The sequence below is a fragment of the Stenotrophomonas sp. CASM110 genome (genome assembly GCF_049384345.1).
GTDB classification, from domain to species: domain Bacteria; phylum Pseudomonadota; class Gammaproteobacteria; order Xanthomonadales; family Xanthomonadaceae; genus Stenotrophomonas; species Stenotrophomonas muris.
Genome location: NZ_JBMRGI010000030.1, coordinates 24,053 through 47,406 on the forward strand (window position 1 = coordinate 24,053; position 23,354 = coordinate 47,406).

Below are 23,354 nucleotides of genomic sequence, written 5' to 3' on the forward strand. Positions count from 1 at the left end.
CGGCGGGCCTCGGCCCGCCGTCGCTTTATCCGCCGACCGGAATACCCACCATGTCCACGCCCCTGCTCTCGCTTTACCACCGGCTGCAGCGCTGGCCCGCCGGCACCTGGCTGTTCTCGCGCGCGGTGTGCTTCAAGGCGCCCTACTTCGCCAGCATCGCGCCACGCATCACCCGCCTGGAACACGGCCGCTGCGAAGGCACGCTGGCCGACCGCCGCAGGGTGCGCAACCACATCGGCACGGTGCACGCGATCGCGATGTGCAACCTGGCCGAACTGACCGCCGGGTTGATGGTCGATGCATCGCTGCCGGAGGGCATGCGCTGGATCCCGAAGGGGATGCAGGTGCAGTACCTGGCCAAGGCACGTGGCACGCTGCAGGCGGTGGCGTTGCCGGCACAGCCGATTGTCGTCGCGGCCGAGGGCTATGCCCTGCCGGTGACGGTGAGCGTGCGCGACCGTGCGGGCACGGAGGTGTTCAGCGCGGTGATCGACATGTGGTTGTCGCCGGCGAAGTAGGTTCCCGCGAACGGCGCAGCCCCTCGTGGGTGGACGGTTGATCGCGGAAAGCCCTGGTTAGGCTGGGGACGGTGGGTTCGCGGGGGACGCCGTGAACCCATCCCTGGGGACTTGGCCGCGGCATCCATGCCGCGGACATCCCCGCGAACCCACCGCCCCCAGCCTCGGACGCATCTCTGCGGCGTCCACCCACGCAAGAGAAAAAAGAAGGGCAGAAGCAAAAGCAAAAGCGGCCCACCGGCCGCTTTTTGCTGTTGCTGTTGCTGTTGCTCTTGAACTTCTTTTTCTTCTCCGTGGGCTGGCCGCGCCCTGAAACTGTCAGGGGTGTGGCGGGTGGGCCGTTCAGGGGCGTTGGCGCCATGGATGGCGCCATCGAGCTTACATGGACGTACTTGCAGCGTCCCCTGCACGGCCCACCCGCCACACCCAACACATGACCCGCTCCACGCGACCAACCCACGAGGGGCTGCGCCGTTGGCTGGAAACTACGCCAGCGCGCGAAACACCAACGCCAGGATCGCCGGCACCGCCTGGATCATGAAAATACGGCGGCTCACGCTGTACGCGCCGTAGCACCCCGCCACCACCACGCAGGCCAGCGAGAACGTCACCAGCACCGGCTGATCGATCACCAGCCCCACCACGATGCCTGCCGCCAGGAAGCCGTTGTACAGGCCCTGGTTGGCCGCCAGCACGCGCGTGGCCCCGGCCTTCTCCGGCGTGTTGCGGAAGGTCTTCAGGCCCAGCGGGCGGGTCCACAGGAACATCTCCAGCACCAGGAAATAGACGTGCAGCAGTGCGACCAGCAAGGTCAGGGCGAGTGCGATCCAGTACATGTGCGGTTCCTTGGACAGGGAAGGAGAATGGGGTCAGCGCCCTTTCCCCGCGGGAAAGGGCCCTGACCCCGGCAAATCAACGGTCGCGCGGCAGCTTCTTTTCTTCGCGCAGCACGCCGAACGCAGCCAGGGTCATGAAGCCGGCCACCAGTACGCCGCCGATGAACACCACGTGCGAACCGAACAGGGTCAGTGCCTTGTGGATCCAGGTGAACCCCAGGTCCGCGCCGCGGTACACCACGGTGTCGATCGCCGCGCCGGCCTTGTAGCGCCACTGCCGGTCCACGCGCGTGTAGATGGTCTCGCGCGCCGGCTTGGCCAGTGCGAATTCGCTGGCGCGGGTCATCACCTGCACCACCGCGACCATCAACGGCATCGGCGAGGCTGCCAGCACCGAGAAGCCGATCAGGATCGCGAAACCGGGAATCAGCAGCGCCGGCGCGATGCCGTGGCGCGACAGCAGCCAGCGGGTCAGGCCCACCTGCATCAGCAGCGCCAGCGCGTTCACCGCCAGGTCGATGCGCGAGAAGAACGCGGTACTGTCCGCCGGGTCGGTAAACGCCGCGCGCACGATGCTGGCCTGCTGGTTGTACAGCAGCGTGCCGACGCCCACGCCGAACACCACCATCACCGCCAGCCAGCGCAGCAGCGGCTCGCGCACGATCAGTTTCAGGCCGTCCAGCACGCTGCCGCCCATCGGTTGCTCGCCGGACACCAGTTGCTGCTCGCGTTCGCGCAGCACCGCCCAATGCCGCAGCCGCCAGATGCACAACAGGCACACGACCAGGAATGCTGCCGAGACCAGCATCAGGTTGGCGATGCCCACGCGCTGGGCCAGCGCGCTGGTGATCAACGGGCCGAGGAACGCGCCAACGGTGCCGGCCGCACCGATGTAGCCGTAGTAGGCACGCGCCTGTGCGTTGGAGAACACGTCGGCCATGAAGCTCCAGAACACCGCCACCGCGAACAGGTTGAAGACCATCACCCAGAGGAAGAAGGCCATGCCCCGCCCTGGCACGTGACTGTCGAACAGTGCGTAGAACCCCAGCAGGGTGACGATGAAGAAGCCGTACACCACGGGAAGGAACACACGGCGCGGGAAGCGGCTGACCAGCCAGCCGTACACCGGCTGCAGCACCAGCATGATCACGAACACGCAGGAGAACAGGAACTGCAGGACGAAGTCCTTCAACGCGATGCCATGGCTGGCGAACCAGGTGATCAGCACGGGCGGGAACACCGTTTCCAGGTCCGCCGAGGCGGCCATGGCCTCACGCACCGGGCGCAGCACGTAGTAGCCGCTGAGCAGGCAGAAGAAGTACAGGAACGACCACCACAGCGCCGGCGACTCGCGCAGCGCCGCCGCCAGGCCCTGCAGCGGCCCCTTGCCCGATGCAGCGCTCATGCAGCGCCCCTCGCCCTCAGACGGCGGTTGGACAGCAGCATGGCAGGCTCCGGGGCGGTGAAGCGCGTACGTTAGCCAATGCACTGCAACATCGCCAGCGTGACGCGCCCTCGCGCCTGCGGACGGACGCGACGACCGGCCTGGACGACACGTTCCGATACACACTTTCGGGGCGTCAAAATTCCAACTTTTTCAACAAGATGCGCATTCATCTTCGCTCTGTTTGTGCACAGGGGAAAAGCGGCGCTAGAATCGCCATCAGCAGTCGCGCACGGGTCCAACCGATGAAAAAGAACAGCCTGCGTCGTCCGATCCGTTCGGCGGCCACCGGTTTGCTGGGCATGTTGATGCCCGTTGCCTTGTCCACCACCGCGCAGACACCGCCGGCGTTGCCGCCGATGCCGACCAACATCGAATCCGCGACGGCTGCCACCGTCGCCCACACCCAGCCTGCGGCCTACCGCACCGGTCTGGTGCCGCGCGTCCAGGCGCCGGCGGCTGGCTTCAACGTCGCCAACATCGAATCGATGGCGCAGCAGCTGACCTATGGCGAGCGCGTGCCAGGCATGGCGGTGGCGATCGTGCAGGGCGGCCGCATTCTCAGCGCGCGTGGCTATGGCGTCACCGACGTCAACAACCCGCTGCCGGTCGATGCGCACACCGTGTTCCGCCTGGCCTCGCTGTCCAAGGCCTTCGCCGGCACCATGGCCGGCCTGCTGGTCAACGACGGCACGCTGCGCTGGGACAGCAAGGTCACCGACTACGTGCCGGGCTTCCGCCTCAATTCGCCCGAAGCCACCGACCGCCTGACCGTGGCCGACGTGCTCAGCCATCGCGTCGGCCTGCCGTACAACGCCTACGACCGCGACATCGAAGGCAACGCCGAGTACTACGCGCTGACCCAGAAGCTGGCCAACACCAGCCTGAAATGCCTGCCGGGCGAGTGCTACGCCTACCAGAACGTGGCCTTCAGCCTGATCGGCGACGTGGTCTATGCGGCCTCGGGCAGCTTCTACGAGCAGTCGGTCGAGCGCCGCATCTTCAAGCCGCTGGGCATGAATGATGCCAGCCTCGGCCTGGCCGGCATCCAGGCCAGCTCGCGCTGGGCGCGTCCGCACGTGCGCAGCCGCAACGGCTGGGTCTCGCTGACGCCCAAGCCCACCTATTACCGCGTCGCTCCGGCGGCTGGCGTCAACGCCAGCGCCAGCGACATGGCGCAGTGGCTGCTGGCCCACACCGGCCATCGCCCCGACGTGCTGCCGGCACCGCTGCTGGCCACCCTGCATTCGAGCCTGATCAACACGCCGGGCGAGATGCGTTCAGGCTGGCGCCGTGAGCGCCTGCACTCGGCGGGCTACGCATTGGGTTGGCGTACCTTCGACTACGCCGGCCACGACGTGGTGTTCCATGCAGGTGCCGTGCAGGGCTATCGCGGCCTGGTCGCGCTGGTGCCGGAACGCGACCTCGGCATCGCCATCCTCTGGAATGGCGAAAGCGGCCTGCCCAGCGGCCTGCTGCCGACCGTGCTCGACTCGGCGCTCGGCCTGCCGGCGCAGCGCTGGCTGGACGTGGACACCGACTTCGGCAGCGACAACCTGATGGCCGAGGGCGCAAGCCCGGCGCAGCAGGACAAGCGCAAGGGCAAGGGCGCCTCGGGCAACCGCGCAGTGGCTTCGCCGCGCTGACCAGGCGGGCTCGACCGTGTGTGCGAAGGGCGGCCCATCGGTCGCCCTTTTTGTTGGCCGTTGCAGCGTCGAGCCCATGCTCGGCTCTGCAGTTCCGCAGCGCTAGTGCGCGAAGTAGTGCATGCCGCCGTCCACTGGAATCACCGCACCGGTGATGTAACCCGCCAGCGGCGAGGCCAGGAACGCCACCAGCGGCGCCACTTCCTCCGGTTCACCAAAGCGTCCGATCGGGATGTTGCGGGCAATGAACGCGCGTCTGCTTTCCTCGGTGGGGTGCAGGCGGTCCAGGATCTGCGCGCTGTTGATGCGCCCCGGTGCAATCGCGTTCACCGTGATGCCCTGCCCCGCCACCTCCGACGAAAGGCCCTTGCTCCACAGGTGCAATGCCGCCTTCGCCGCGGTGGCCGCGTTCACCGCGCGCGGTTCCATCGAACCGCTGAAGTTGATCACCCGTCCCCATGCCTGCGCCTGCATGCCGGGCAACAGCGCCTGGGTCAGCCGTCGTGCGGCGGAGAAGTTCAGGGCGATCGCTTCCTCCCAGATATCGTCATCGGCATCGACCGTGGTCGGCCGGGAACCGCCTGCGGCATTGACCAGGATGTCGACACGCTGCAATGCCTCACGGGATGCGTCCGCGATGTACCGGAGGTCGCCGGCAACCGTGACATCGCCGGCCACGATGACCGGTGCGGCGCTGCCTTCGGCTTCGATCCGCGCCGCCAGCGCCTGCAACGGTGCCCGCTGCCGCGACGTGATGGCAATGCGCACGCCCTGGGCCGCCAGCTGCCTGGCGACGGCGGCACCGATGCCGCTGGCCGCGCCCGTCACCAACGCGGTACGACCAGCAAGATTCAAGTCCATGGTGTTCTCCTGTCAGCGTGGCCGGCGAATCCGGTCCGTGCACGACATGCTGTTTGATCACCCCTGATTGATAAACTCCACGCAGGTTTCAGCATTCAACACCCGGGGTGTCAGATGAACCTGCTGGAGAGCATGCAGGTCTACGTGCTGATCGTGGACAAGGGCAGCCTCAGTGCGGCAGCCGCGGCGATGGATATCTCGGCAACGATGGCCGGCAAGCACCTGCGCGCATTGGAAGCCCGGCTGGGCATGCAGCTGTTGAGCCGTACCACCCGGCGCCAGCACATGACACCGTTCGGCGAGGACTACTACGCGCGCTGCAAGGAGATCCTGCGCCTGGTGGAGGAAACCGACGCGCAGGCGCAGCACCAGCAGCTCTCACCGGCGGGCACGCTGCGCATCAGCGCACCGGTGATCTTCGGTACACACGCGCTGGTACCGGCGCTGGCCGAGTACATGGCCCGTCATCCGGATGTCCGGGTCGAAGCCACGCTGACCGATCGTGTGGTCGACCTGGCCGAAGAGGGCTTCGAGGCGGCACTGCGCATCGGCACGCTGGCCGACAGCAGCGTGCTGGTGGCACGAGCACTGGCCCCCTATCGCTTGATGATGTGCGCCTCGCCGGCGTATCTGGCCAGGCATGGCACGCCACGCAGCGTGCACGCACTTGCCGGCCATCAATGCCTGTCGTTCGAACCGAGTGCGCTTGCCCAGTGGCTGCAGGACGACGCTGGCGAGCTCGACCACGTGCCCGACGGCCGACTGCAGATCAACAATGGCGAAGCGCTGCGTTCGGCGGCGCTGCACGGCCTTGGCATCGTCCTGCAATCGACGCTGCTGCTGGCCGCCGATGTCGAGGCGGGGCGTCTGGTGCAGCTGTTCCCGGAATACGGTCAGGCCGGTCGGCCGATGCACGTGGTCTATGCGCACGACCGTTACCACTCCACCCGCCTGCGCAGCTTCCTCGACTTCCTGATGGAGCGCTTTCCAGCGGCGCCGCACGGCTAGCGCCGACCGTCAGCAAAGCGGTCGAGCCTGGCTCGACTCGACGCTACAAGTGGCCCATAAAAAAACCCCCTCCCCGCTGGGCAGCCAGGGAAGGGGGTTTCAGGATGCGGCTATCGGGAAGTACTTAGATCAGCGGCGCCGGGGTTGCCGGCAGAGCGACCGGAGCGGCCTTCTTCTTGCGGGCGGCCGGCTTGCGCTTGGCAACCTTCTTCGCTGCCTTCTTCGGGGCAGCCTTCTTGGTGGCCTTCTTCGCGGTCTTCTTCACTGCCTTCTTGGCGGTCTTCTTGACGGCCTTCTTGGCAGTGGCCTTCTTCGCGACCTTCTTGGCCGGCTTGCGCGCCGCGGCCTTCTTGGCAGTCTTCTTGGTGGCCTTCTTGGCAACCTTCTTGGTGGCCTTCTTGGCAGCGGACTTCTTGGCTACCTTCTTCGCCGCCTTCTTCACTGCCTTCTTCGCAGTGGTCTTCTTGGCGACCTTCTTCGCAGCCTTCTTCACTGCCTTCTTGGCGGTTGCCTTCTTCGCGACCTTCTTCACTGCCTTCTTGGCAGCGGCCTTCTTCGCGACCTTCTTCACCGCTTTCTTGGCGGCGGGCTTCTTCTTCGCAGCTTTCTTGGTTGCCATGGGATGGCTCCTCGTCAGTGATAGGGAGTTGAAACGCCCAGTTGGATCAAACCCGCGGATGCTGCGTGCGGGGACCGCCGGCGCGTCAGGCGCGCCGTTACGGATGCGGCAATGCCCGCCTCGATCGGCGGAGCGGGCATCGGAACGGGAGTTGCCTTGCATTTCTCCGGGGGAAGCGGGGCCATGTCCACCGTCATCAGGGTCGCGGTGGTCTTGAAGGGGCTGCTTCGCATCGGACGATTGATTCTGCGCACTCGGTTGGGCAGGCAAGGTCTGCTGAGGCGAAACCTAATCACGGTTTTTTTTACTGTCAACAACCCCCGCGAAAAATTTTCACATCCGCGCCTTCCCGGGCGCCGCCGGCGCCACCACTCTGCACGGCCTGCAACGACGGTGGAAGCGGCGCGCACGCACGTTGCCTGCATCGATGCCAATGCAGGCGTTGATCAAAAAACACTTGAAATAAGCACTCCGCGTAGACAGGCGCAGGCAAGGCACAACGGCGTACGCGCATCGTCGGTGGTCACCGGCACCGCCGCCAACGCCAGCACAACGGCGCCGCAACGGGGGGCGAAAAGTTTTCACATTCGAACGCTTCGGCGCGGGGCTGAAACGCGGATTTGCGCAAAACTGCGCACGCCCATCGGCACCGTTCGCCTGTCGGCTGATGCCACGCCGAGGGTGCACAGCGAACCCCGCGTCATGAGTCCGACGCGGTCGCCAAAACAAAAACGGCCACCCGAAGGTGGCCGTTCCAGAATCCGGAAACGACGACTCAGTGGTCGTCGTTCTCCAGGGCTTCGGCGTACGCGTCCGGGTCCAGCAGCTCGTTGACCTCTTCGGCGTTGGTCAGTTCGATCACGAACATCCAGCCTTCGCCGTAGGCATCTTCGTTGATGGTTTCCGGCTTGTCGGACAGGGCCGAGTTGACCTCGACGACCTTGCCGCTGATCGGGCTGTAGACGTCCGAGGCGGCCTTCACCGACTCGACGACGGCGATCTGTTCGCCGGCCTTGGCGTCGGCGCCGACTTCCGGCAGTTCGACGTAGACCAGGTCACCCAGCAGGCCCTGGGCGTGGTCGGAAATACCGACGGTGACGCGGCCATTGCCTTCGACACGGGCCCACTCATGGGACTTGAGGAACTTGAGGTCGCCGGGGATCTCGCTCATGGGACTGCTCCAGAGATATGCAGGGGTGGAAAAAACGGGGCTAGTGTAACCAACCGGCCGCCACTGCTGTCAGTGACGACCGGCACGTTCGGATCAGGCGTCGGCGAGCACGCCGGGCTGGGCCTGGCCTTCGCGCACGAACGGGAACTTGACCACGCGCACCGGCACCTGCCGGCCGCGGATGTCGACGGTGACCTCGCCGAGTTCACCGGCCGGCACGCGGGCGAAGGCGATGCCCTTGGCCAGGGTCGGCGAGAAGGTGCCGGACAGGATCTCGCCCTGGCCGCCAGCGGTGGTCACCGCCTGGCCGTGGCGCAGCACGCCCTTCTCGTCCATCACCAGGCCGATCATCTGGCGCGCGGTGCCGGCGGCCTTCTGCGCCTCCAGCACGTCGCGGCCGATGAAGTCGCGGCCTTCGTCCAGCGACACGGTCCAGGCCAGTGCCGCTTCATACGGGCTGATCTCTTCGTCCATGTCCTGGCCGTACAGGTTCATGCCGGCCTCCAGGCGCAGGGTGTCGCGCGCACCGAGGCCGGCCGGCTTCACGCCTGCCGCCAGCAGGCGGTTCCAGAAGGCGACCACGGCATCCTGCGGCAGCAGGATCTCGAAACCGTCTTCACCGGTGTAGCCGGTGCGGGCGACAAACAACTCGACGCCGTCGTCGGACTGCGCCTGCAGGGCGGCGAAGCGGCCCAGCTTGGTCAGTGCTGCACGGTCGGCTTCGCGGGCCAGGCCGATCACGATGTCGCGCGCCTGCGGGCCCTGCACGGCGAGGATGGCCAGGTCCGGGCGCTGCTCGACGGAAACACCGAACGGTGCCGCCTGCTCACGCAGCCAGGCCAGGTCCTTTTCGCGGGTGGAGGCATTGACCACCATGCGGAAGAAATCGTCGCCCAGGTAGTAGACGATCAGGTCGTCGATGACGCCGCCGCGCGGATTCAGCATGCACGAGTACAGGGCCTTGCCGGTCACCTTCAGTTTGTCGATCGAATTGGCCAGCAGGCGGCGCAGGAACGGCTTGACCTGGTCACCGCGCAGGTCGACCACGGTCATGTGACTGACGTCGAACACGCCGGCTTCGCGACGCACCAGGTGGTGTTCGTCCAGCTGCGAGCCGTAGTGGATGGGCATGTCCCAACCCCCGAAATCGACCATCTTGGCGCCAAGGGCGCGGTGGGTATCGTTGAGCAGCGTCTTCTGGGTCATGACCGGTCCGGCAGCAGAGGAAACAGGAATTCCCATTATCCCAGATCGGTCGCCCGCAGGCGTGCCGCAGCGCAGCGGTTCGTGGAAGCGGAAGCGCGGCCCGCCGCGCCCTTTCCCTTTCGGGCGAGGCAATGGCTGCGCTCCCCGCAACCGCCTGTTACAGGCGCACCCGCCCACGCAGGATGTCGACGAACATCACCCAGTCACCCATGAATGAATACAGCGGATGCCGGAAGGTGGCCGGGCGATTCTTCTCGAAGAAGAAGTGGCCGACCCAGGCGAATCCATAACCGCAGAACAGCGCGGCCAGCAGGAGCGTCGGCTGGCCGCGCAACACGGCAGCCGCAGCCAGCAGCAGCACCCCGCAGCTGCCGATGAAATGCAGGCGCCGCGAGACCGGGTGGCGGTGCTCGCTGAGATAGAACGGATAGAACTCGCGGAAGCTGGCGAAGCGGGACATGCGCATGCTCCGGGGGCCGTGGTCACTGCCATCATGCGCCTTACCGGGATGCAGCGCTGCGCGCTTGCGGGGCATGGCCCGGCGGCCGTTGTAGAGCCGAGCCATGCTCGGCTGCCTTGGCCTTTGTAGCGCCAAGCTCGCTCGACTGCTCCCCGGAGAAGCAGCCGAGCATGGCTCGGCTCTACAAAAGGGTGGGCGCGGTCGAGCCTGGCTCGACGCTACACCGGGGGCGTGCGCGGACCGAACATGATCACCGCCATGCCGGCCAGGCACAGGGCTGCACCGAACAGGTCCCAGCGGCTGGGGCGGATGCCGTCGACCAGCCACAACCAGAACAGCGCGGTGCCGATGTACACGCCACCGTAGGCGGCATAGACCCGTCCACTGGCAGTCGGGTGCAGAGTCAGCAGCCAGGCGAACAGGGCCAGGCTGGCCGCGGCCGGCAGCAGCAACCAGACGCTGCCTCCCTTGCGCAGCCACAACCATGGCAGGTAACAGCCGACGATCTCGGCCAGCGCGGTCAGCAGGAACAGGCCAAGCGTCTTCACGCTTTTTCTGCTGCCTTGGCGTGCTGCCACAGCGCTTCCTGCGCATCCAGGTCCAGTGCCGCCAACGCCTCCCCCTGCGCCTCGGCCTGCGCTTCCATCGCGCGGAAGCGCCGCTCGAACTTGTGGTTGGCCCCGCGCAGTGCGGCGCCCAGATCGATATCGGCGTGCCGGGCCAGGTTGGCGCAGACGAACAGCAGGTCGCCCAGTTCTTCCTGCAGGCGCGCCTTGTTGCCCGCGATATCGCCGCGCTCGAATTCCTCTCGCAGCTCCTGCAGCTCCTCGGCCGCCTTGTCCAGCACAGGCAGCGGGCCCGGCCAGTCGAAACCGACCCTGGCCGCGCGCGACTGGAGCTTCACGGCGCGCTGCCATTCCGGCAGGCCACGCGAGATACCGGCCAGTGCGGAGGTGTCCTGCTCGCCCTTGGCGGCACGCTCGGCGCGCTTGATCGCGTCCCAGTTGCGCATCACCCCGTCGGCATCGTCGACGCTGACATCGGCAAACACATGCGGGTGACGGCGCTGCATCTTGTCGCTGATCGCACGTGCGACATCGGCGAAGGCAAATGCCCCCTGCTCCTCGGCCATGCGTGCGTGGAACACCACCTGCAGCAGCAGGTCGCCGAGCTCGTCGCAGAGATCGTCGAGGTCGCCGCGGTCGATCGCATCGGCAACCTCGTAGGCTTCCTCGATGGTGTACGGGGCAATGGTCGAGAAGTCCTGCTCCAGGTCCCATGGGCAACCTCCCTGCGGGTCGCGCAGGCGCGCCATGATGACCAGCAGGCGTTCCAGTTGATGGCTTGCCTCGCTGCCGGTGGCAGGGGTGTCGTGCGCGCTCATGCGGCCTCCAGGTTCAGTCGGACAACCAGTCGCGCCACGGCAGGCTGGTATCACCAAGGGCAATGAAATCGCCGTTCAACAGCGTTTCGCGGCGGTTGTAGCGGAACGGCTTGCCGGTCGCGGCCGACAGCACCGCGCCACCCGCCGCATGCAGCACGCACTGGCCGGCGGCGGTATCCCATTCAGAGGTCGGGCCGAGCCGCGGATAGACATCCAGGCCGCCTTCGGCGATCCGGCAGAATTTCAGCGACGATCCCTGCGCGATGGTCTCGATGCGGCCCATGCGCGCCAGCAGCGCCTCGGTTTCCGGCGAACGGTGCGATCGGCTGGCGGCGACGCGCAGCGGAGCAGTGGCCGGCGTGCGGGTGCGCAGCACGGTGTCGTGCAGACCCTGCCGCCGATAGGCCAGTTCCCCGCGCATGGCATGCCAGACAATGCCGGTGACCGGCGCCAGCACCACGCCGAATGCCGGTGCGCCCTGGTAGATCAAGGCAATGTTGACGCTGAACTCACCGTTGCGCTTGACGAACTCGCGGGTGCCGTCGAGCGGGTCCACCAGCCAGTAGGCGCCCCAGTGGCGGCGCTGCTCCCAGCCCACCTGCGCCGATTCCTCGGACAGGATCGGCAGGTCCGGGGTCAGCTGGCGCAGGCCCAGTTCAATGACCTGGTTGGCGGCCAGGTCAGCTGCGGTGACCGGGCTGTTGTCGTCCTTGATCTGCACGTCGAAGCCATCGGCATACACCTGCATGATGGCCTGTCCGGCTTCCTGGGCGATGGCGATGGCGGTCTCGCGCAGGTCCGTCGTCAGCTTGATCATCGCGTTCCCTGCAGCCACTGGCGGGCAATGAACAGCGCCGCCAGCGAGCGTCCCTCTGAGAAGTCCTCGCGCAGCATCAGCTGGTCCAGTTCGGCCAGCTTCCACGGCACCACTTCCAGCTCCTCCGGCTCGTCGCCGGCCAGTTTTTCCGGGTACAGGTCGCGCGCCACCACCAGCCACGACTGGTGGCTCATGTAGGTCGGGGCCAGGGTCATCGCGCGCAGCACGTCGACCCGGCGCGCACCATAACCGGCCTCTTCCTTCAGTTCGCGGTCGGCCGCCTGCTCGGGCGTCTCGCCGGCATCGATCCGGCCCTTCACCAGCCCCAGTTCGTAACGGTGCATGCCAGCGGCGTATTCACGTACCAGCAGCACGGTTTCGTCGTCGAGCATCGGCACCACCACCACCGCACCGTGCCCACGGCTGACCAGGCGCTCGAAGCGGCGGCGTTCGCCGTTGGAGAACTCCAGGTCCAGGTGCTGGCGCTGGAAGGGGCCGTTCTCCTCATCGGTGATCCGATGGATGATCGGCAAGCGACGGCCGGCACGGTCATCGTTCATGCGGAATCTCCGCGGCGACCGGCGGCTGCGCCGGGGCCGATAGAATGTGCAGGCAGCAACATGTTCATGAGCCCGAAATGCTAGCAGACCCAACCCCCTCCCCGCTGGCCCGCCACTGGCGGCAGCGCGACCTGCAGGTGCTGTGGCACCCGTGCACGCAGATGCGTGAGCATCCGGACACCCTGCCGCTGGTACCGATTTCCCGTGGCGAAGGCGCATGGCTGATCGACCACGACGGCAACCGCTATCTGGACGCGGTCAGCAGCTGGTGGACCAATCTGTTCGGTCATGCCGAACCGCGCATCGGTGGTGCCATCGCTGCCCAGGCCGGGCAGCTGGAACAGGTGATGCTCGCCGGTTTCGGCCACGAGCCGGCGATCACCCTGGCCGAACGCCTGCTGGCACTGGCGCCACGCCAGGCCGGCCGCGAACCGCTGGCCAAGGTGTTCTACGCCGACAACGGGTCCGCCGGCGTGGAAGTGGCGCTGAAGATGGCCTTCCAGTACTTCCAGAACCGCGGAGAGCCCCGACGCACGCGCTTCATCGCGCTCGAGAACGGCTACCACGGCGAAACCCTGGGCGCGCTGGCGCTGGGTGACATTCCGCTGTACCGCCGCGTCTATGCGCCGCTGCTGGCCGAGGGCCTGTTCGCGCCGTCTCCCGATGCCTACCTGGCCGAACCGGGCCAGAGCGCGGCCGATCGCGCACGGCAGGCGGCCGATGGCCTGGCCACGCTGTTCGACCAGCACCCGGGCGAGGTCTGCGCGGTGATCCTGGAACCGCGCCTGCAGTGTGCCGGCGGCATGCGCATGCATGACCCGGTCTACCTGCAGCGCGTGCGCGAACTGTGCGATGCCCATGGCGCGTTCATGATCGCCGACGAGATCGCCACCGGCTTCGGCCGCACCGGCACCCTGTTCGCCTGCGAGCAGGCCGGGGTGATGCCGGACCTGATGTGCCTGTCCAAGGGCCTGACCGGCGGCTTCCTGCCCCTGGCCGCCGTACTGGCGACGCAGGCGCTGTATGACGCCTTCCTCGACGACTCGCGCGAGCGCGCCTTCCTGCATTCGCACAGTTACACCGGCAACCCGCTGGCCTGCGCCGCGGCGCTGGCGACGCTGGACATCTTCCGCGACGACGATGTGATCGCGCGCAACCGGGGCATCGCCTCGGTGATGGGCACGCTGGCGGCACCGTTTGCCGACCACCCGCACGTGGCCGACGTGCGCCAGGCCGGCATGGTGGTGGCGTTCGAGCTGTCGCGCGACGGCAACAAGCGCACGCCGTTCGACCCGGGCCTGCGGCTGGGCCTGCAGGCCTACAAGGCCGCCCTCAAGCGCGGCGTGGTGCTGCGCCCGCTGGGCGACGTGCTGTACTGGATGCCACCCTACTGCGTGGACGACGAACAACTGGAGCTGCTGGCGCACACTACGCTGGCGGCCATCGACGAGGCGATTGCATGCGCGTGACCCGCTGCCCCATCGACCTGGCGCTGCACAGCGGCCAGACCGTGACCCTGCCGGAAGAGACCGCCAACCACCTGGTGCGGGTGATGCGCCTGCGCGAAGGCGATACCTGCGTGCTGTTCAACGGCGATGGCCACGACTACAGCGCGACGCTGACCGTGGCCGGCAAGCGCGAGGTGCAGGTCCGCATCGACGCCGTGCAGGCCATCGACAATGAATCCCCGCTGGCGATCACCCTGCTGCAGGGCATCGCCCGTGGCGAGAAGATGGACCTGATCCTGCAGAAGGCCACCGAGCTGGGCGTGGTCGCGATCATTCCGGTCAACGCCGAGCGCACCGAGGTGAAGCTGGACGCGGCACGGGCGGAAAAGCGCGTGGCGCACTGGAACAACGTGGTGACCTCGGCCTGCGGCCAGTCCGGGCGCGCGCGCATTCCGCCGGTAGGATCGCCGCTGTCGCTGGCGCAGGCTGCGGCGGCGCTGCCAGCCGATTCGCTGCGCCTGACCCTGGATCCGCACGGAGCACATCGCCTGTCGACGCTGGAAGCCGCTCCCGCTGGCGGCATCGTGATTGCAATCGGCCCGGAAGGCGGCTGGTCGCCACGCGACCGCGATCAACTGGCCGCAGCAGGGTTCCAGGGGCTGCAACTGGGGCCGCGGATCCTGCGCACGGAAACGGCCGGACTGGCCGCGATCGCGGCGTTGCAGGCGCGGTTGGGCGATCTGGGGTGAGGCTGATTCGTGGTAGTGCCGGCCCGCTGGCCGGCATCCACGGGATCATGAGGTTGCCGGCCAGCGGCCGGCACTACCAGCTACCCGACCGGCGGATTGCCGATCAGGCCGCCAGCGAATCCAGCGCCGCTTCCAGTGCATCCAGGTTCGGCAGCAGCGCGCTCTGCTCACCCAGCAGCACGCGCATGTGCACGATCTGCGGCAGGGTTTCTTCGGAGGCGTCGGCCAGCAGGCCGTCGCGCGGCACCGAGATCAGCTGCGGGAAGTTCTGCGTCAGCAGCGCGTAGTACGGGCGCTGCGCGTTGCCGCTGAGGGACTTCAGTACCACCACCTTGTTGTGGCCGGCCACCGTCTCTTCGCCCAGCCCGGAAAGGCGTGCGAACGACACCAGCGGCACCTGCCAGCCGTGCCAGCCGATCTCGCCAACCAGCCAGCGCGGCGCATCGGAGACCGGCTGCACCGGTACGCGCGACATCATTTCGGCCACGGTGGCATTGGGCAGCAGTACGCGCTCGTTGCCGGCCTGGATCAGGACGCCGCGGATTTCGTCGTTGCTGGCGTAGCTCATGGTGCCTCTCCGTTGTCGTCCTGCTCACCCCAGCGCGCGGCAATTGCCTGCGCCAGCTCCTGCGGTTCACCGGCCACCATGCCGGCAGCAACCACGGCGGTGGCCGCAGCCGGGTCGTAGCAGCCCTCGCCTACCTGCCCGGCCACCCACGCACCGGCGGCCGCCAGGTCCAGCGCCGGGCCGACATGGGCCAGGTCGGCACCGCTGAGCAGCACCAGCGCAGTGTGTGCGGCCGGCAATGCAGCGAGCGAAATACCGGTGGCATCGCTCTGGAAATGCAGGCCATCGCTGGCCGCGCGCACGCCGATATCATCAGCCAGCACGTGGACCTCGCCCGGCGCGGCGCGCTGGCCGGCCTCGGCCAGCTGCACCGGCAACGGCGAAACACGCGACATCTGCTTGACCAGGTTGCCGTAGCGGCCACCGTCCAGGCGCATGTGCACCAGGACCGGCACGCTCAACGACGCGGGCAGTGCGCCGAGCAGGCGACGCAACGCATCCGGGCCACCGATGCCGGCCAGCACCAGCACTGATGCGGCGCGCGCACCGGCCGGGGCGGCGGCATCCAGATCGACCAGGGTCAAATGATCGGTATCGAAGGAGGGCTGCGGCGCAGCGGCCGGCGCCGCCACTTCTGCCGGTGCCGGCGCTTCGATCGATTCCTCGACCAGCGACCAGGCGGTGTGATCGAAGGAGATCGGCGGTGCCGCAGGCGCCGCCGGTTCGGCCGGCGCTTGCGGCGGCGAAGGCGGATCCCGTGGTTCGGGCACGTCCGGCTGCAGTGCCGCCAGGGCCTGCTCCAGCGCGATCGGTTCGTGCAGGTGTGCCGGCGGCGAATACAGACCGTCGGCCGGAACGTCATCGGCCCAGCTCAGCGCCTGCGCCAGATGCGGCTGCAGGGCTTCTTCCTGCGGTGCCGGCGCGGGCGCCGGATGGCCGGGCTCCAGCTGCAGGCTGGGCTCTTCCTCGGCACCCGGCGGCAACACCTGCTGGTGGCCGTGCAGCTTGGCCGCCAGATGGCGCCCCCAACGCTGCGCCTCCCAGCCGTCGCGGCGCGCGGCCAGCTCGGCCTCATCGAACACCAGGGTCAGCCCCGGTGCCGAGAGCGCGGCGTCCAGCCGTTCCAGTGCGTCCTCGATGGCCGCTTCCAGCGCGATCACCACGAACTGCGGATCCGCAGCCTGCAGGACCTGTGGCTCCAAGCCGTTCGGGTCATCTTCCAGAACCAGCTGCACATCTGCATGCGACAGCGCCTCGCGCAGGCGTTCGCGCGCCGCACCGGGGCGGGCCAGCAGGGCGACGGCCGGGGCCGGATGGGTTTCACTCACGGACACGGGCGATCCCCAGCAGGTCGTACACGTTACGCATCAGGTCCAGTTCCTGGTACGGCTTGCCCAGGTAACGCTGGACACCGATCTCGAAGGCGCGCTGGCGGTGCTTGTCGCCGCTGCGCGAGGTGATCATCACGATCGGCACATCCTTGTAGCGCGGGTCGGCGCGCATCGCCGTGGCCAGCTCGTAGCCGTCCATGCGCGGCATCTCGATATCCAGCAGCATCAGGTCCGGCACGCGCTCTTCCAGCCGCTCCAGTGCTTCCACGCCGTCACGGGCAACACTGACTTCGAAGTTGTGGCGTTCCAGGATGCGTCCGGTCACTTTGCGCATGGTCAGCGAGTCATCGACCACCATCACCAGCGGCACCTGGCGTTCGTCGCGCGGTGCATTGGCCAGCACCGGTGCGGTCGGATTGGCGAGGAAACGGCGCACCAGCGGCGCGACGTCCAGGATCACCACCACGCGGCCATCGCCGGTGATGGTGGCACCGTAGATGCCCGGTACCGATGCGATCTGCAGGCCGACCGGCTTGACCACGATTTCGCGGTTGCCCAGCACCTGGTCGATCGCCACGGCAGCGCGCAGGTCACCGGCACGCACCAGCAGCAGCGGCACCTGGTCCTGGCCATCGGCGCGTGCCGGGGCCTGCCCGACCAGGCTGCCGAGGTCATACAGCGGATAGTCTTCGCCGCTGTAGCGGTAGCTGCTGTCGGCGGCCTCGAAGCGTTCGCGTGACAGGCGGCCGATACCACTGACCGAGGCCACCGGCACGGCGAAGGTGGTTTCACCGATCTGCACGAACACCGCCTGGGTGACGGCCAGCGTCTGCGGCAGGCGCAAGGTGAAGCGCACGCCCTGGCCACGCACCGACTGGATGTCGACCGAGCCGCCGAGCTGGCGCACTTCGTTGCGCACCACGTCCATGCCCACGCCACGACCCGCCAGCTGGCTGACCTGGTCGGCGGTGGAGAAACCGGAGGCGAAGATCAGGTTGTCCAGTTCCTGCTCGCTGGGCTGCGCATCGGCGGCCAACAGGCCACGATCGATGGCGCGGCGGCGGATCGCTTCGCGGTCCAGGCCAGCACCGTCATCGGCCACTTCCAGCACGATTTCCGAGCCTTCACGGTGCAGGCGGATGGCGACTTCGCCCTCCTCCGGCTTGCCGGCTGCGCGACGCTGTTCCGGCGCCTCCAGGCCGTGGGCCACGGAGTTGCGCAGCATGTGTTCGAGCGGCGCGACCATGCGATCGAGGACATTGCGGTCCAGTTCGCCGTGGGTGCCCTCCAGGGTCAGGTGCACCTGCTTGCCGGTATCCATTCCGGACTGGCGGACCACGCGGCGCAGGCGCGGCACCAGGCCATCGAACGGCACCATGCGCGCGCGCATCAGGCCATCCTGCAGCTCGGAGCTGACGCGCGACTGCTGTTGCAGCAACGAATCGTACTGGCGTGACAGATCGTCGAGCACGCCCTGCAGGCCCCCGAGATCGGCCGCCGACTCGTTCAGTGCACGGCTGAGCTGCTGCAGCGTGGAGAAGCGGTCCAGTTCCAGCGGATCGAACTTCTGATCGGCCTGGTCCTGCTCACGCTGGTAGCGGGCGACGATCTGCGCCTCGGTTTCCAGGTCGAGTCGGCGCAGCTGGTCGCGCAGTCGCGCATTGGTGCGCTCCAGCTCGCCCATCGCGCCGCGGAAGGCACCAAGCTGCTGTTCCAGGCGCGAGCGGTAGATCGCCACTTCACCGGCATGGTTGACCAGGCGGTCGAGCAGATCCGCGCGCACGCGCACCTGTTCCTGCTGCGGGCGCGCCAGCGGATCTTCATCGATCACGCCTTCGGCCGGCAGCGGTGCCGACAACGGCGCATCGAGCAGTGCCGGCGCAGGGCCGGCGACCGCTGCCGACGCGGTTTCTGCAACGCTCGCCACGTCCGCTGCGCCTGCGGCAGCCGCTGCTGCTGCGGCAATATCGGTGGTGGTACGCACTTCGAACGCATCGACCAGATCCTGCGCCGGTTCCACCACGCGGTGGTTACCGGTGCGGGTCAGCAACTGGTGCAGGCGATCGAATCCGCGCTCCAGCAACTGCACATCGCGGCGTTCGATCTCGGTGCGACCGGCGGCGACCGCCTCCAGCAACGATTCGATGCTGTGGCCGAGATCACCGATGGCGTTGATGCCGGCCATGCGTGCGCCACCCTTCAGGGTGTGCAGGTCACGCTGCAGGCCGGCCAGCACCTCGCGGTCCTGCGGTGCATCACGCAGCTCGCTGATCAGGCCATCGCAGTGGTCGAGCAGGTCCTTGCCTTCCTCGACGAAGATGTCGACCAGCTCGCGATCGTAGACGCTGAAGTCGAGCGTATCGGTGCTGTCTTCCGGCACCGGCATGGCAAGGATGTCAGGTGTCACGGTTTCAGGCACGTCGGCTTCGGGCGCGCTGGCTGCCACGGCATCCGACACCGCAACCGCGTCGACGCCGGCAGCTTCGGCGTGGACCTCCGCCTGGCCCGGCGCGTCTTCCAGTTCGAAGAAGCGTACCGGTTCGGCGGTGGCCTGCGCTGCGGCCTCCGCGATCTCCTCATTCACCGTCGCCGGGGACGGCTGATCGGCGCTCTCTCCTTCACCGATCGCCGCCTCCCCGCCGACGTCCGCATCCTCGGCAAAGGCTTCCGCCTCGCCCGGCGCGAGTTCGCTGGCCTGCAGGCCGAGCACGGGCCATTGCCCGTCGTCGGCCAGGGGCTGCTCTTCGTCGATCACGTGCAGGCCGGCCTCGAGCGCGGCTTCCAGCGAGACCGGTTCTGCAAACCCCGGCGCAGCCATTTCATCCTGCAGGCTCGACAGCTCGCTGTCGAGTGGCAGTGCAGCAGGCATTTCGAACGCCGTGGCATCAGCGACGTGCGCGTGATCGGCCGAGGGCGCATTCAGGTCAGATGCGACGGCTTCGACAGTGGCCGGAGTCTCTTCGGCGTCGCGGTCGTCAACCGGCAGCGCACTGGCATCCAGGTACGGCGACAGATCATCCACGACGGTCAAACCGGCATCGTCGGACAACCGCAGCACGCCTTCGGCCTCCGCCTCGACACCGGCTACGGCAACGGCAACGGCTGGAACGTCGTCGGCCACCTGGATCGATTCGACCACCGGCAGCGACGCATCCTCCTCACCCGGTACGGACGGCCATCCGGCATCGAAGTAGCGCGAAAGATCATCGCTGGCCGTCAGCTCACCGACCTCCAGCCCGGCCTCGATCGCCACGTCGGGGACCGGGGCTTCGACAGTATCGGCACGTGCTTCCGCGTCCTGCTCCGGTGCGGCAAACGAATGCGGCACCGCATCGGATTCAGGCGCGACGGCTGTCGATGCATCCGCGTCCAGTTCCACCGGCGGTTCGTCATCCAGCGCCAGATCGTCTTCTTCGTCTTCCAGGCCCACCATCGGCCAGCGCGCTTCCGGCAACGCGCCAGCCAGCGCCTGCAGGCGCTGCGCGAGTACCTGTTGCGGCGCGATGCGCGGCTGTTCGGCCTGCAACGCTTCCATGGTGGCGGTGATCGCCTGCGCAGTCGCATCCAGGGCGGCTACGCCTTCATCACCCGGGACCACCTCGGCGGCCAGTGCGCGCTTGATGTAGGACTCCGCGCCGCCGGTCACCGCCGTGATCTCGGGCACTTCGGTCATCGCGAAGGCGCCGTTCATGGTGTGCACCGCGCGCAGCAGTGCATCGCTGACCGGTTGCGGCGCCTGCTGCGCCGAACGCAGCCAGTCCTGCAGGGTGGCCTGGTGGACTTCCACCTCGGCCTCGAGAATCTCGCGCAGCACGCTGTCGATGTTGGCCGGCGTACCGGCCACTTCGGCCTCCACGTCGGTATCGGCCGGCGCCGAGGCGGCAGCCTCCACATCGAGAATGCGGCTGATCTCGTCTTCGCCGTCAGCTTCAGCAACCGGTACAACCGGCGCAGCCGCACCCGGCAGCGGTACGTAGTAGGTTTCCTCGCCTGCGCCGACACGATCGGCAATGGCCTGCATGGCCTGCAGGTCGACGCTGATGCGCTGGCCGTGGCGCAGCGCTGCGTTCAGCTGTGGCAGCGCCGCATGTGCGTTGTCGACCATCGCCAGCACCGCCGGCGAGGCGGCGCGGCTGCCATCCAGCACGCGGTTGAGCATGCCTTCGATCTTCCACGCGAACTCGCCCAGCGTACGTGCGCCAACCAGGCGGCCACTGCCCTTGAGGGTATGGAAGATGCGGCGGATCGGGCGCAGCCGGTCCATGTTGTCCGGCTGCATGCGCCACGCCGGCAGCAGCGTGCCCAGATTGGCGAGCTCGTCGTCGAACTCTTCCAGGAACACCTCGCGGATGTCCTCGTCGATGTTCTCGGCGTCGTCGTCGAAGCCGGCGTCGAAGCCCGTAGTCGCGTCGGCATTGGCGTCGGCGCCGGTCGCAACGACCGCCTCCGGTGCCGTCGCGGTGGGCATCGCCTGCGGATTGAAGCCGGCAGCGGCTGCGCTCAGCTCGGCGAAGAACTGGGCATCGGCTTCGCTGAAATCGATCGGCGCGATGGTGTCGATATCGATCACCGACACGGCCGGCGCCGACGTTTCCGCTGCCGGGGCGGGCGCTTCGATCGACGGCGGCGTGATCGACGATGCCGGCAGGTCATCCGGAGCCTCGTCCACCCTGACCTCCGCCGCAGGCGATGCATCGGCCAGCGGCGGCGCCACGGCATCGACGATCTCCAGCGACGGATGCAACCCGGCGTCATCGTCCAGCGACAACGTTTCCATCGCGTGCAGCGACAGCACATCGTCAGCGTTGTCCAATGCATCGGCGTCGAAGCGGAACACCACGTCGTCGGCCTCGGCAACCGCGCCCCGTTCGGCCGCTACCGGATCGAACACCGGCGCAGCATCGAATCCGGTCACGGGCGAAACCACGCTGTCCGTCGTCTCGTCGATCGCAGGCGCTGCGCTTTCCTCGAGCACCTGCGGCGCCTCGGACAGCGACCACTGCGGTGCATCGGCATGATCGCTGTCGGCCAGTTCGAAGCTGACGGGATCGAAACTGGCGAACGTCGGCGCGCGTTCGTCGCCGGCGGGCGCGGCCGCCTCGGCTTCGGGGTAGAACGGCGCCAGCTCCCACTGCGGGACATCAGGCGCAGGTGCGCTGGACGCGGCGAAGACCAGCGATGCCTCGGCATCATCCTGTGTTGGCAGCGGCGAGGCGCCAGCATCCAACGGGCTGGCGGCCACGACGCCCGCGGTGCCCAGCGCGCCGAACATCAGGCTGTTGTCGGGCACCCTCGGTGCCGGTGTGGCCGGCGGCGGATCGAAGGTGAAGTCCGGCAGCGATACCGGCACGTCGCCGGCCGCGGGCGCAGCAGGCTGCACCGGTACCTCGATGCGCTCGGGCTGCAGCGGCTCGACCTGCACCGGCAGCGGCTCACGTTCGATCGCAAGCGCTGCCGGCGCTTCCGGTGCGGCGGCGTTGCGTTCGGGCAGCGGCCAGTAGCGCAGTGCCTCGAGGCTGCTGCGGGTGATTTCGAGGATGTCTTCGCGGCCCGGGCGACGATCGCGCAGGGCTTCCAGGTAGTACTCCAGGCTGGCCATGGCATCGGCCAGGGTGTCCAGCTGGCGGCCGCTGGGCACGCGCTGGCGGCCGATCAGCTCGGCCTCGATGTACTGCTGCACGCCACGCAGGTAATCGGCGGCGGTACCCAGGTCGAGCATGCGCAGCGCGCCGGACACATCGCCCAGCAGGCGCGGTACATCCTGCAGCTCGGCATGGTTCCAGCTGGTTTCGATGAAGGCGACGAAATGCTCGCGGGCGGCAGCGAAGTTGGCGATGGCTTCATGGGCCAGCACTTCCACCGTGCGCCGGTTCTCCACCGCGCTCGGATCGTCCTCGCCACTGCCGCCGGCGCCCAGATGGGCAACCTGGTCGTCCAGCGAGGCATCGACGTACAGCAGCGCACCGGCGATATCCAGCAGCAGGTTCTCGTCGATCTGCTGGCGCCCCTCGACCACGCCACGCAGCGCGTCGCGCTGCTGCACGACCACGCCACGGGCCACGCCCAGGCCCATCATGCCCAGCGTGTCGGCCACGGCGCCCAGTTCGTTGGCCTGGGTCTGCAGCTGTTCCGGTGCACCGCCGGTGCGCAGGTGCAGGTCAAGCGCATCCTTGATGCGCAGCAGTTCTTCCTTCACTGCGCTGCCGACGGTATCGAGCAGCTCGCGGTTGCGCCCGCTCAGGCTGCCCCGGGCATGGTCCAGTTCGGCCTCGGTGGCGGTGATGCTGTCCGGCGCAAAGGCCAGCAGCACGCTGTCGTTGACGCCTTCTTCGCCACGCGACGCGCGGATCTCGTTGAGCAGCGGCATCAGCACGATCGGAATGTCGCGATGGCCGTTCTGCAGGCGCTCCAGATAGTCCGGCAGCAGCACGCTGCCACGCATCAGGGTCGCACAGGCTTCATCCCGGTCGGCCACCTGGCCGGCGCCGATGGCATTGGCCAGCTGCTCCAGCTCTTCGGCCACCATCGCCGGGGCATACAGTTCAACCATGCGCAGGGTGCCCTGCACCTGGTGCAGGTAGCCGGCGCAGATGCGCATGCGGCTGGCATCGCTCGGGTCTTCCGCGTAGTACTCGACCTCGTTGCGCACCTGGCGCAGGGTCTCGTCCAGCTCGGGCTTGACCCAGCCCAGCGCTGCGTGGCTCATCGCATCGCGCAGACTGCTCATG

General features: G+C 67.7%; 19 protein-coding genes. 5 read left to right on the plus strand and 14 right to left on the minus strand.

Annotated elements, in window-relative coordinates:
- Nucleotides 1–50 precede the first annotated feature (50 nt).
- Entirely contained in the window at nt 51–518 is a 468-nt protein-coding gene (locus VG561_RS19575; protein ID WP_197574650.1) for a hotdog fold domain-containing protein, read from the plus strand.
- 485 nt (nt 519–1,003) lie between these two features.
- On the opposite strand, the gene VG561_RS19580 is transcribed toward VG561_RS19575, so the two are convergent.
- Entirely contained in the window at nt 1,004–1,354 is a 351-nt protein-coding gene (locus VG561_RS19580; protein ID WP_014648076.1) for a DUF1304 domain-containing protein, read from the minus strand.
- 76 nt (nt 1,355–1,430) lie between these two features.
- Nucleotides 1,431–2,759: an NTP/NDP exchange transporter gene (locus VG561_RS19585; protein WP_197574649.1), complete on the minus strand. Its 1,329-nt coding sequence runs from the start codon at nt 2,757–2,759 to the stop codon at nt 1,431–1,433.
- A 284-nt stretch (nt 2,760–3,043) separates the two neighbouring features.
- Here VG561_RS19585 and VG561_RS19590 point away from each other — a divergent pair, with 284 nt between their 5' ends.
- Nucleotides 3,044–4,444, plus strand: a complete 1,401-nt coding sequence (locus VG561_RS19590) for a serine hydrolase domain-containing protein (RefSeq protein WP_126411272.1) — start codon at nt 3,044–3,046, stop codon at nt 4,442–4,444.
- 102 nt (nt 4,445–4,546) lie between these two features.
- Here VG561_RS19590 and VG561_RS19595 read toward each other — a convergent pair whose 3' ends face one another.
- Nucleotides 4,547–5,305 carry an SDR family NAD(P)-dependent oxidoreductase gene (locus VG561_RS19595; protein WP_197574648.1) on the minus strand — a complete coding sequence of 253 codons (759 nt, stop codon included), beginning with the start codon at nt 5,303–5,305 and terminating at the stop codon, nt 4,547–4,549.
- Nucleotides 5,306–5,419: 114 nt separating this feature from the next.
- Here VG561_RS19595 and VG561_RS19600 point away from each other — a divergent pair, with 114 nt between their 5' ends.
- Nucleotides 5,420–6,313, plus strand: coding sequence for a LysR family transcriptional regulator (locus VG561_RS19600; protein ID WP_032960844.1), 894 nt, complete (start codon nt 5,420–5,422; stop codon nt 6,311–6,313).
- A gap of 124 nt (nt 6,314–6,437) precedes the next feature.
- Here VG561_RS19600 and VG561_RS19605 read toward each other — a convergent pair whose 3' ends face one another.
- From VG561_RS19605 to nudE, 8 genes are all read right to left on the minus strand, one after another.
- Complete coding sequence (locus tag VG561_RS19605) at nt 6,438–6,932, minus strand: hypothetical protein (RefSeq protein WP_014648081.1); 495 nt, start codon at nt 6,930–6,932, stop codon at nt 6,438–6,440.
- 775 nt (nt 6,933–7,707) lie between these two features.
- Nucleotides 7,708–8,103, minus strand: coding sequence for a glycine cleavage system protein GcvH (gene gcvH, locus VG561_RS19610; protein ID WP_014648082.1), 396 nt, complete (start codon nt 8,101–8,103; stop codon nt 7,708–7,710).
- A gap of 93 nt (nt 8,104–8,196) precedes the next feature.
- Complete coding sequence (gene gcvT, locus VG561_RS19615) at nt 8,197–9,309, minus strand: glycine cleavage system aminomethyltransferase GcvT (protein WP_014648083.1); 1,113 nt, start codon at nt 9,307–9,309, stop codon at nt 8,197–8,199.
- 157 nt (nt 9,310–9,466) lie between these two features.
- Complete coding sequence (locus tag VG561_RS19620) at nt 9,467–9,769, minus strand: DUF962 domain-containing protein (RefSeq protein ID WP_014648084.1); 303 nt, start codon at nt 9,767–9,769, stop codon at nt 9,467–9,469.
- A gap of 218 nt (nt 9,770–9,987) precedes the next feature.
- On the minus strand, nt 9,988–10,317 hold the full coding sequence (locus VG561_RS19625; RefSeq protein ID WP_014648085.1) for a YnfA family protein: 330 nt from the start codon (nt 10,315–10,317) through the stop codon (nt 9,988–9,990).
- Entirely contained in the window at nt 10,314–11,153 is an 840-nt protein-coding gene (gene mazG / locus VG561_RS19630; protein ID WP_014648086.1) for a nucleoside triphosphate pyrophosphohydrolase, read from the minus strand. Before mazG ends, VG561_RS19625 begins: the two co-directional genes overlap by 4 nt.
- Before the next feature lie 13 nt (nt 11,154–11,166).
- Complete coding sequence (gene cysQ / locus VG561_RS19635) at nt 11,167–11,970, minus strand: 3'(2'),5'-bisphosphate nucleotidase CysQ (protein ID WP_014038179.1); 804 nt, start codon at nt 11,968–11,970, stop codon at nt 11,167–11,169.
- The gene (gene nudE, locus VG561_RS19640; RefSeq protein ID WP_005418435.1) at nt 11,967–12,530 is read right to left on the minus strand and encodes an ADP compounds hydrolase NudE; all 564 of its coding nucleotides are present in this window, start codon (nt 12,528–12,530) and stop codon (nt 11,967–11,969) included. The genes cysQ and nudE overlap by 4 nt, the downstream gene beginning before the upstream one ends.
- Nucleotides 12,531–12,607: 77 nt before the next feature.
- On the opposite strand from nudE, the gene bioA reads away from it, so the two are divergent.
- Together bioA and VG561_RS19650 are read left to right on the plus strand one after the other, a co-directional pair.
- Nucleotides 12,608–13,999, plus strand: coding sequence for an adenosylmethionine--8-amino-7-oxononanoate transaminase (gene bioA, locus VG561_RS19645; protein ID WP_049441317.1), 1,392 nt, complete (start codon nt 12,608–12,610; stop codon nt 13,997–13,999).
- The gene (locus VG561_RS19650; protein ID WP_014648088.1) at nt 13,990–14,727 is read left to right on the plus strand and encodes a 16S rRNA (uracil(1498)-N(3))-methyltransferase; all 738 of its coding nucleotides are present in this window, start codon (nt 13,990–13,992) and stop codon (nt 14,725–14,727) included. Before bioA ends, VG561_RS19650 begins: the two co-directional genes overlap by 10 nt.
- A 103-nt stretch (nt 14,728–14,830) precedes the next feature.
- On the opposite strand, the gene VG561_RS19655 is transcribed toward VG561_RS19650, so the two are convergent.
- Genes VG561_RS19655 through VG561_RS19665 form a run of 3 tightly spaced genes read right to left on the minus strand, consistent with a single transcriptional unit; the run spans nt 14,831 to nt 23,353 of the window.
- Entirely contained in the window at nt 14,831–15,295 is a 465-nt protein-coding gene (locus VG561_RS19655) for a chemotaxis protein CheW (protein WP_014648089.1), read from the minus strand.
- Nucleotides 15,292–16,629 carry a chemotaxis protein CheB gene (locus VG561_RS19660; protein ID WP_049441322.1) on the minus strand — a complete coding sequence of 446 codons (1,338 nt, stop codon included), beginning with the start codon at nt 16,627–16,629 and terminating at the stop codon, nt 15,292–15,294. Before VG561_RS19660 ends, VG561_RS19655 begins: the two co-directional genes overlap by 4 nt.
- On the minus strand, nt 16,616–23,353 hold the full coding sequence (locus VG561_RS19665) for an Hpt domain-containing protein (protein WP_423179910.1): 6,738 nt from the start codon (nt 23,351–23,353) through the stop codon (nt 16,616–16,618). The genes VG561_RS19660 and VG561_RS19665 overlap by 14 nt, the downstream gene beginning before the upstream one ends.
- Nucleotide 23,354: the final 1 nt, after the last annotated feature.

What these genes read in the sequence shown, in the direction of transcription:
- VG561_RS19595 (WP_197574648.1), bottom strand. Translation starts at nt 5,305, where the DNA reads ATGGACTTGAATCTTGCTGGTCGTACCGCGTTGGTGACGGGCGCGGCC.
- VG561_RS19650 (WP_014648088.1), top strand. Translation starts at nt 13,990, where the DNA reads ATGCGCGTGACCCGCTGCCCCATCGACCTGGCGCTGCACAGCGGCCAG.
- cysQ (WP_014038179.1), bottom strand. Translation starts at nt 11,970, where the DNA reads ATGATCAAGCTGACGACGGACCTGCGCGAGACCGCCATCGCCATCGCC.
- VG561_RS19575 (WP_197574650.1), top strand. Translation starts at nt 51, where the DNA reads ATGTCCACGCCCCTGCTCTCGCTTTACCACCGGCTGCAGCGCTGGCCC.
- gcvH (WP_014648082.1), bottom strand. Translation starts at nt 8,103, where the DNA reads ATGAGCGAGATCCCCGGCGACCTCAAGTTCCTCAAGTCCCATGAGTGG.
- VG561_RS19605 (WP_014648081.1), bottom strand. Translation starts at nt 6,932, where the DNA reads ATGGCAACCAAGAAAGCTGCGAAGAAGAAGCCCGCCGCCAAGAAAGCG.
- VG561_RS19585 (WP_197574649.1), bottom strand. Translation starts at nt 2,759, where the DNA reads ATGAGCGCTGCATCGGGCAAGGGGCCGCTGCAGGGCCTGGCGGCGGCG.
- VG561_RS19665 (WP_423179910.1), bottom strand. Translation starts at nt 23,353, where the DNA reads ATGAGCAGTCTGCGCGATGCGATGAGCCACGCAGCGCTGGGCTGGGTC.
- bioA (WP_049441317.1), top strand. Translation starts at nt 12,608, where the DNA reads ATGCTAGCAGACCCAACCCCCTCCCCGCTGGCCCGCCACTGGCGGCAG.
- nudE (WP_005418435.1), bottom strand. Translation starts at nt 12,530, where the DNA reads ATGAACGATGACCGTGCCGGCCGTCGCTTGCCGATCATCCATCGGATC.
- VG561_RS19580 (WP_014648076.1), bottom strand. Translation starts at nt 1,354, where the DNA reads ATGTACTGGATCGCACTCGCCCTGACCTTGCTGGTCGCACTGCTGCAC.
- mazG (WP_014648086.1), bottom strand. Translation starts at nt 11,153, where the DNA reads ATGAGCGCGCACGACACCCCTGCCACCGGCAGCGAGGCAAGCCATCAA.
- gcvT (WP_014648083.1), bottom strand. Translation starts at nt 9,309, where the DNA reads ATGACCCAGAAGACGCTGCTCAACGATACCCACCGCGCCCTTGGCGCC.
- VG561_RS19600 (WP_032960844.1), top strand. Translation starts at nt 5,420, where the DNA reads ATGAACCTGCTGGAGAGCATGCAGGTCTACGTGCTGATCGTGGACAAG.
- VG561_RS19620 (WP_014648084.1), bottom strand. Translation starts at nt 9,769, where the DNA reads ATGTCCCGCTTCGCCAGCTTCCGCGAGTTCTATCCGTTCTATCTCAGC.
- VG561_RS19655 (WP_014648089.1), bottom strand. Translation starts at nt 15,295, where the DNA reads ATGAGCTACGCCAGCAACGACGAAATCCGCGGCGTCCTGATCCAGGCC.
- VG561_RS19590 (WP_126411272.1), top strand. Translation starts at nt 3,044, where the DNA reads ATGAAAAAGAACAGCCTGCGTCGTCCGATCCGTTCGGCGGCCACCGGT.